Here is a 7,005-nt window from a genome sequence, read left to right on the forward strand (position 1 = left end):
TTTCCTGAGTTGAGGGTGGTCGAGCGCCGGTGCGGGCGGTCAGCTGCGCGGCACGGCGCCGAGTGCCAGGTCGTAGGAGTCGGTGACCAGGTCCTCGACCAGGGCCGCGGTGATACCCCGGTCGGCACCCACGGAGATCCAGTGCGTCTTGTCGAGATAGCGTCCGGCGGTGATCGACGGGCACTCGTCCTGCAACCGCCGCCCGTGTTCCGGCTCCGCCTTGACCGTGATGATCCGCTCACCGGGATCGTCCGTGACGATCAGGAAGACCTTCCCGCCGACCTTGTAGACGTCCAACTTCTCGGTGAAGGGGCGACTGCTGTCGGAGCCGGGCAGCGCCTCGGCCGCGCGGCGTGCCGTCTGCTGCAGCCGGAGCCCGGTGAGGGTCATCGCGGAGCCTGGTCTGCCTGTGCGTACGTTGCCGGGTCCACCGGCTGCTGCGCTTTCGGGAGCCCCGCGACCACCAGCCGGTAGGAGTCAGTCACCAGCTCCTCGACCAGGGCGCGGTCGAGGGAGTCGCCGCCGTGCAGGGTGATCCAGTGCTGCTTGTTCATGTGGTAGCCGGGGGTGATCTCGGCGTGCTGCTCGCGCAGCGCCGCCGCCTCGTCGGGGGCGGACTTGAGGATCACCAACGGCTCCCCGGTGACGTCGGTCATCAGCATGAAGACCTTGCCGCGCACCTTGCGCACGTCCCAGTCCGGGCCGAAGGGGTGCTCCAGCGCGGTACCGGGCAGGCCCTCGGCGCACTCGGCGGCCATCTGCTGCAGCTTCTTGCCGTTCATGGATGTTCAGCTCCTTGCTTCGCGTACGACGAGACCCCACCATCGGCAGGCCCCCTGTTCCGTTTCCCAGCTGGTCTTTCGCAGGCGCTCATACGAGGATTCCCGCTGCTTGCGGCGTACGGGCACATCCACGGTCTGGCGGCGCCTCACGGTCAGGAGGCGATCTTCTCCGTCACGGTCTGGGAGAACGCCCAGTTGGAGTGCACGATGCGCCACTGGCCGTCGATCAGGCGGTAGCCGTGGGTGGCGTTCCAGGCGCGGTGCTGCTTCTCCTTGCCGTCCTCGTCGAGAACGAAGGTCTTCAGGTTGTAGCCCAGGACAGCGAAGTCGCCGCTGTCACCGACGTGGACCTGCGGATTGAGGTACTCGCTGCGCACGATGTGCGGGTCGGAGTAGATCGAGTCGATCCACTCGACGACCTTGTCCCGCCCGACCACGACGTTCTCCAGGATCGGGTCGAAGTAGCTGACCTCCTCCGCGAACCCGTCGAGGTAGCCGCGGTTGTCGCCGGCGCTCCACCGCTCGTTGAAGGACTTCTCCAGCTCGATGATGGTCTTGCTGATCTCTTCCTTACTGACGCTCATGCCATGTCCCTTTCACAGGTGCTGTGGCCAGCCGGATCCGCCGGGCGTGTGCCTGCCTAGGCCAGGCGCCGACCGCCCGACTGTCCGGGGCTCACCAGCCATGATTCCCCTGGTTTTGGCATATCTGGCGGTAGGCTGCGGACACATGATGGTCAGCAGCAGACAGACGGGCAGAGCCGAAGTATCCGCCCCTCCCGCAGGAGCACCCATCCCCCTGTACGACTTCCAACCCCCGGTCGGCACCCCGTACGGCCTGGAAGTCACCACCATCGAGGACTTCTTCGCCAACCACGACGCCTGGCCGTGGAGCCCGCCTCACCCCTGCCGGGCCACCTTCCACTACCTCATCCACGTGACGTCTGGTGTGCTGCACCACGACGTCGACCACATCACCCGCACCGTCACCCAAGGCCAGTGGCTGTGGGTGCGCCCCGGACACACCCTGTGCTTTCACCCGCCGGGCACCGCCAGGGGCCCCTTCATCCTGTTCGAGCCGACCGTCCTGCGGGCCGAGACGGTCCGCCTGCTCGCCCCCGTCACCTCGCACGACGCACCCGCCGTCCTGACCCCGCACCCCGACGACGCCCACTGGGCCGAGCGCACCGCCCTCCAACTCCTCGACGAACACCGCGCCCTGGGCCGGCGCCCCCTCGACCTCCACCACGCCCTGCGCCGCAGCTTGCTGGAGGCACTGCTGCTCCGCCTCGCCCACAGTCCCAGCGCCACCACCCTGCCGCCCGCCGCCCCCGATCGTCGTGCCACGGTCTACCGGCGTTTCCTCGACGCACTGGAACTGCACTTCCGCGAGCAGCACCGGGTGGACGACTACGCCCGTCTGCTCGGCTGCTCGGTCCGCACCCTCACCCGCGCCGCACAGGACGCCACCGGCACTGGAGCGCGGCAGGTGATCGACGAGCGACGCCTCCTCGAAGCCCGCCGCCTCCTCGGCCCTGCCCGCTGGACAGCCCGCGCCGTCGCCGCCCACCTGGTCTTTCCCGACGCCGCCGACTTCGGCCGCTTCTTCCGCAACCACACCGGCCTCACCCCCGCCGCCTATGCGGCACGGGCAGACCAGCAGGAAAGCAGCTCCAGCCCGGGGCATTGAGAAGCCGATCCGAGCGCCCCCTCCGCCACCGGTTCGACGTCGGCATGGGGCCGCCCGCCGTCCACGGTGGACCGCTACGACGAGTTGCTGGTCACCACGACCCGAACGCAACAAGGAACGAGGAGATCCTGGGCTCCAACGGCAAGGTGGTCGGTGTCCGGCTGAAGAACGTGCAGTCCGGCGAGGCCAAGGTGCTCGACGTCACCGGCGTGTTCGTGGCGATCGGGCATGACCCGCGCAGTGAGCTGTTCAAGGGTCAGGTCGAGCTTGACGACGAGGGCTACGTGAAGGTGCAGTCGTCCAGTACCCGGACCAACGTCGTCGGCGTGTTCGCAGCCGGTGACCTGGTCGATCACACGTACCGGCAGGCGATCACCGCCTCCGGCACCGGGTGTGCCGCGGCGTTGGACGCCGAGCGCTTCATCGCTTCGTTCCTCGCCACCTGACCCTCAGCTCGGCGGGCGGACGCGGACGTGTTCGCCCCGCCGAGCTGGGTGGCTTTGTCCCGCAGTCGCGGCGGCGAGGGGGCGCTGGCGCTGGCTAGCGCTTACCGGCCGGTCTGTTACCCAACTGCCGGATTGTTTCCAGGCCACCCTGGGCGACGCCGATGGGTTCGTCATCCATCGGGGGACATCCATTGACCTGCGCGAGCCTCGCCGGTTGGGATGGGAGTCGATGCCGGTTCCCGCGGGACGGAGGCACTGTTGACGCCCTCCAGAGATGTTTCGCTACACGCGTCCGGGACTGTCTCGCGTTGCTCGTCGTCCGCGGGTGGTGACGACGCTCATGGTCGCTGAGCCAGTCGGATCCGCGCGGCCGCCTGCTGGCGGGACGGATGGGTACCTGCGGATCGTCGCGGTCGTCGCCTCCTATCCGGCTTTGCCGGCCGGTGACGGGTCCGGGCGGCACGTGCGGGGGCTCACGGTGTCGTGGCTGCTGGCTGCCCGATCGGCGAACACGCGCAAGGCCCATGGCCATGACCTGAAGGTCTTCCTGCAGTGGTGTCAGCAGCGCCTCGTCGATCCGCTGTCCGCCCGGCCGTCAGATGTTGTCGGCTTCAGCGTCTGGCGTTCCTTGCATGGTTCCGGGAACCGGTGCGCGAAGGACACCACCGTCGCCCGGGCGCTGGCGTCCATCTCGAGTTGGTACGCCTATCTCGTGAAGGCCGGCGCGGTGGTCAGCAATCCGGTGGCGAGCACACCGCGGCCCCGCGTCGATGCCCTTCCCGAGCGGGGTGGTCGCCATCGAGGACCTCGTCCCGCTTGCGATCGGCGTCGCAGCGGTCAAGCGCTATGCCGAGGAGTTCCTCGGCCCCGCCGAGGCAGCCAAGCTGGCCCATCTGCGCACCAGAGACGTGAACTTCGAGGGCTGCTCAGGCACCCACGACGCGCCGGAACGGGCCGCAGCAGCCAAACTCGAAGGCTTCCACCTGGACAAGGTCGGCTTTGCCCGCAGCGTCCTGGAGGCGGCAGCCGACGACGAGACACTCACCGAGGCAGCGGAGACGATGGAAGCCAACTTCCGTGTTCTGTTCCGCGTCCTCGGGCGCCGGCAACGCCAGGCCATGCGCGAGGTCACGACCGAGAAGACCAGCCCAACGCCCTCAAGGAGCAGGCGATGATCCTGCTCGAAGAGGTCGAAGCCGTGCTCGACAACTCCGTCGACGCGGAAGCACTGAGGAGCCAGATCCGGACCACGCGACGCGACTTCGAGCTCGACGACGACCCGACGAAACCGATCGACGACTACAACGCCTTCCGTGACGCACTGGAGGAACTGGTGTACCGCGAGGTCAACGAGGTCCAAGAGCGCTGACCAGATAGCAGGCTCGAGACCCGCCATCCTCCGCCGAGCACAGAACTGCTTGCTTCTCTGCTCACCGCTACAGGCCGACCCCTGCGAGTGGGTTGGCCTGCCAGCGGTCGACGTCGTCGATGTAGCCGAGCAGGGTTGCGGAGCCGTCCTTCCAGCCGCCGGCGCGGGCGATGCGCAGCGGGTCGGCGCCGGTGCGGTAGGTCTCGGTGGCGAAGCCGCGCCGTAGCGAGTGCCCTGACCAGGCTGCCTTCGGGTCCAGACCGGCGGCCGTTGCGGTGCGGGCCACGACCAGGGCGACGGCCTGGCCGGTGAGCCGGCCGTCGCTGCTGCCGCGGCCAGTAGGAGTGCGGCCGAGACCGCCGTGCCGGTCGATGCGTACGAACAGTGGACCTAAGCTGCGGTCATAGTCGGCGAGCGAGGCCAGCCACGTCTGGGCCGTGCGCACCGGGCAGGTCACTGAATGCGCGCCGTACGGCAGGGCGGCGGTCCGGCCCAGGGAGTCGCGGTCGGTCTTGGACGTGCGGATCTCGACCTGTACGCCTTCGGCGGTGAAGTTCAGGTCGGCGATGTCGAGAGCGGCCAGTTCACTGCGTCGGGTGCCGAGGGCAAAGCCGAGTACCAGCAATGCGGTGTCGCGGATCCCGACCAGGCTGTTGCGGTCCAGGGCGTCGGTCATGGCCCGCAGCGCGACGATGGTAACCGGGGCGGCCTTGCGAACGCGCACGCCCGTGCCGGTGGTGGCCCGCTCGCGGCGGTAGCTGCGTAGCAACTGCCGCGGGCCTTCGGTCTGCAAGCCGCCGGCACCGGCGGCGCGGTGCGCGGCGGTGATCGCGGCGAGGGCCCGCTCGATGGTGGCGGGCGCGCGGTCGGCGTCGGCCAGGGCGCTGACGTACTCGGTGACGATCACGTGCAGATCGCCGTGCCGCTGGAGCAGTTGCCGCATCGCGTCCGCGAGCCGCTCGTCGTCGGAGCGGTCCGCTACGGCGAGCAGGTTCCGGTCGGCGCACCAGGAGAGGAAGCGGCGCAGGTCGCCGGTGTAGGCGCGGCGGGTGTTGTCGGGCATGGCCCGGCGCAGCCGGTCCCGGGTGCTCGCCGACAACTCCACCGCGCCGGCGACGGACGCATCCGCGGACGCCGGAACGTGATCGACGCTCGCGTCTGGATCAGCCGGATTCTCTATCACGATACGCAACATTATCGGGAATCAGCACCGCCGCGCCGCCACGTCACCCGGCGGCGTTCCACCATCCGACGCCCCGACCCCGATACGTGACCAGCCGGTCACTGACATTCGATGGCGCAGCCACTGACGTTTCGTGGCGTTCCTACTGACATTCAGCGGCGCAAACCACTGACGACCTGGTGTCGCTCAACAGTCTCCGACCTGCGCAAGTCTTAGCCATTTCCTACCCGCGCATGGGGAAACCACATAACTGTCATTATGGTGCGTCGTCTTTTTGTCCGTTTCTTGGATTACCGGATTACTGATATTGGCAATCCGATAATGCGGACGTGCTGGTGTCCTTCCGCGTAAAGCTGCGTTCGTTCGCTTGAAGATGGACGGTTCGGGGCCGGTTGGCTCCAGTCCAATCAGCAAGATCGGTCCGGGTCCGGATGCCTCCGGCGAGGCGGATCTGGCCGAGCAGGCGGCGGACGAGTGCCCGGTGGCCGGTCCGAGGTGGGCTGAGGCGCCGGTTTCCTGTGTCAGGCGATCTCGCGGCGAGCCCGGTTCTCCAGCATCCCGGTCAGCATCGCCCATTCCTGGGCGTAGTACCGGGTCAGCGCGGCGACCGCAGGCAGGCAGTGCGAGGGGATCGAGTCGATGACCCGCTCCCCCATCGCCAGCACCGGGCCCCGTTGCAGCAGCCGCAGCAGGTCCCGGCCCTGGGTACGGTAGATGAGCGACGGGTCCTGCCGCAGGTTCTGCAGGATGTGCTCCGGCTCGGGGTCCTCGCGTTCGGCGCGGGCTGCGACTGCCGCGCGCACCGCCAGCGACCGCGTCTTCTCCGGTTCGGGCGCGGTGTGTGCGAATGCCTGCACCTCGGTCACCACCGGCGCCAGAACGCCACCCGATACCTCAGCGCGCATGCTGTCGCGGACCTTGCGAACGGTGCCGGGCGACACACCCGCTTCCCGCGCGATCTCTCGCAATGGGGCGTCTGGGTGGGCATCGAGCAGCTCGCGGGCGACGCGCCGGCCCGGTCCGCTGTCCACGGGGCGGCTCTTGCCGTCCAGCCCGATCCGCCGCTCCGGCTCGCCCGCATCGAACTGGACGCGGAACGCGCTGATCGTCTTCCCGGACAGTCCGCAGGCCCGGCCCAGCGCCCGGTCCGACCACTGCGGGAAGAGCGTCATCATCCGGGCGGCGGCGGCCTTCCGGTCGGACAGCGACAGGGGCAGTCCGTGGCCGATGTTCGCCGCCACGGACTGCACGAACGCGGCGTGGTCGCTCAGGTCCACCAGCCGGGCGTGGATGCTGGTGTCGCCCCGCAGCTTCGCGGCCTTGACCCGGTGGACGCCGTCGATCACGCGCATCGTGCTGCGCTGTACCACGATCGGAGGCAGCTCGCCATCCCAGTCGGCGAGTGCTCGCACATGGTCCTCGTTGATCCCGGCGACGCGGATGTAGGCCCCGGGCCTCAGCTGGTTCAGCGGCAGCTCCACCGCCGGCGCCTTACCGGCTCCGGATGACCAGTCCACCTCGGTAGTCACGGTCATA

At 68.8% G+C, this 7,005-nt stretch carries 8 protein-coding genes and 2 pseudogenes; 5 read left to right on the top strand and 5 right to left on the bottom strand.

What is annotated here, in order from left to right; translation table 11 throughout:
- Positions 1-39: 39 nt before the first annotated feature.
- The 3 genes from AB0M54_RS32390 to AB0M54_RS32400 all read right to left on the bottom strand — a co-directional run bounded on the left by AB0M54_RS32390 (position 40) and on the right by AB0M54_RS32400 (position 1,366).
- Positions 40-390, bottom strand: coding sequence for an MmcQ/YjbR family DNA-binding protein (locus tag AB0M54_RS32390; RefSeq protein ID WP_364475523.1), 351 nt, complete (start codon positions 388-390; stop codon positions 40-42).
- On the bottom strand, positions 387-782 hold the full coding sequence (locus AB0M54_RS32395) for an MmcQ/YjbR family DNA-binding protein (RefSeq protein ID WP_364475525.1): 396 nt from the start codon (positions 780-782) through the stop codon (positions 387-389). Before AB0M54_RS32395 ends, AB0M54_RS32390 begins: the two co-directional genes overlap by 4 nt.
- Positions 783-934: 152 nt before the next feature.
- Positions 935-1,366 carry a nuclear transport factor 2 family protein gene (locus AB0M54_RS32400; RefSeq protein WP_364475527.1) on the bottom strand — a complete coding sequence of 144 codons (432 nt, stop codon included), beginning with the start codon at positions 1,364-1,366 and terminating at the stop codon, positions 935-937.
- A gap of 145 nt (positions 1,367-1,511) precedes the next feature.
- On the opposite strand from AB0M54_RS32400, the gene AB0M54_RS32405 reads away from it, so the two are divergent.
- From AB0M54_RS32405 to AB0M54_RS32425, 5 genes and pseudogenes are all read left to right on the top strand, one after another.
- Positions 1,512-2,471: an AraC family transcriptional regulator gene (locus AB0M54_RS32405; protein WP_364475528.1), complete on the top strand. Its 960-nt coding sequence runs from the start codon at positions 1,512-1,514 to the stop codon at positions 2,469-2,471.
- A 119-nt stretch (positions 2,472-2,590) separates the two neighbouring features.
- Positions 2,591-2,917, top strand: a pseudogene (locus AB0M54_RS32410) (FAD-dependent oxidoreductase); the annotation flags it as partial.
- 340 nt (positions 2,918-3,257) lie between these two features.
- Positions 3,258-3,629 (top strand): annotated as a pseudogene (locus tag AB0M54_RS32415) (site-specific integrase); the annotation flags it as partial.
- Positions 3,630-3,705: 76 nt separating this feature from the next.
- Positions 3,706-4,092 (top strand): hypothetical protein, encoded by a 387-nt coding sequence (locus AB0M54_RS32420; RefSeq protein ID WP_364475544.1) that lies wholly within the window; start codon positions 3,706-3,708, stop codon positions 4,090-4,092.
- Positions 4,089-4,286, top strand: a complete 198-nt coding sequence (locus AB0M54_RS32425; RefSeq protein WP_364475546.1) for a hypothetical protein — start codon at positions 4,089-4,091, stop codon at positions 4,284-4,286. The genes AB0M54_RS32420 and AB0M54_RS32425 overlap by 4 nt, the downstream gene beginning before the upstream one ends.
- A gap of 67 nt (positions 4,287-4,353) precedes the next feature.
- Here the strand turns inward: AB0M54_RS32425 and AB0M54_RS32430 are convergent, their stop codons facing one another.
- Both AB0M54_RS32430 and AB0M54_RS32435 read right to left on the bottom strand, forming a co-directional pair.
- On the bottom strand, positions 4,354-5,469 hold the full coding sequence (locus AB0M54_RS32430) for a site-specific integrase (RefSeq protein ID WP_364475530.1): 1,116 nt from the start codon (positions 5,467-5,469) through the stop codon (positions 4,354-4,356).
- 521 nt (positions 5,470-5,990) lie between these two features.
- A partial coding sequence (locus AB0M54_RS32435) for a ParB/RepB/Spo0J family partition protein (RefSeq protein ID WP_364475532.1) occupies positions 5,991-7,005 on the bottom strand: 1,015 nt, incomplete at its 5' end.

It is taken from the genome of Actinoplanes sp. NPDC051470 (assembly GCF_040682035.1).
In the GTDB taxonomy this organism is placed as follows: domain Bacteria; phylum Actinomycetota; class Actinomycetes; order Mycobacteriales; family Micromonosporaceae; genus Actinoplanes.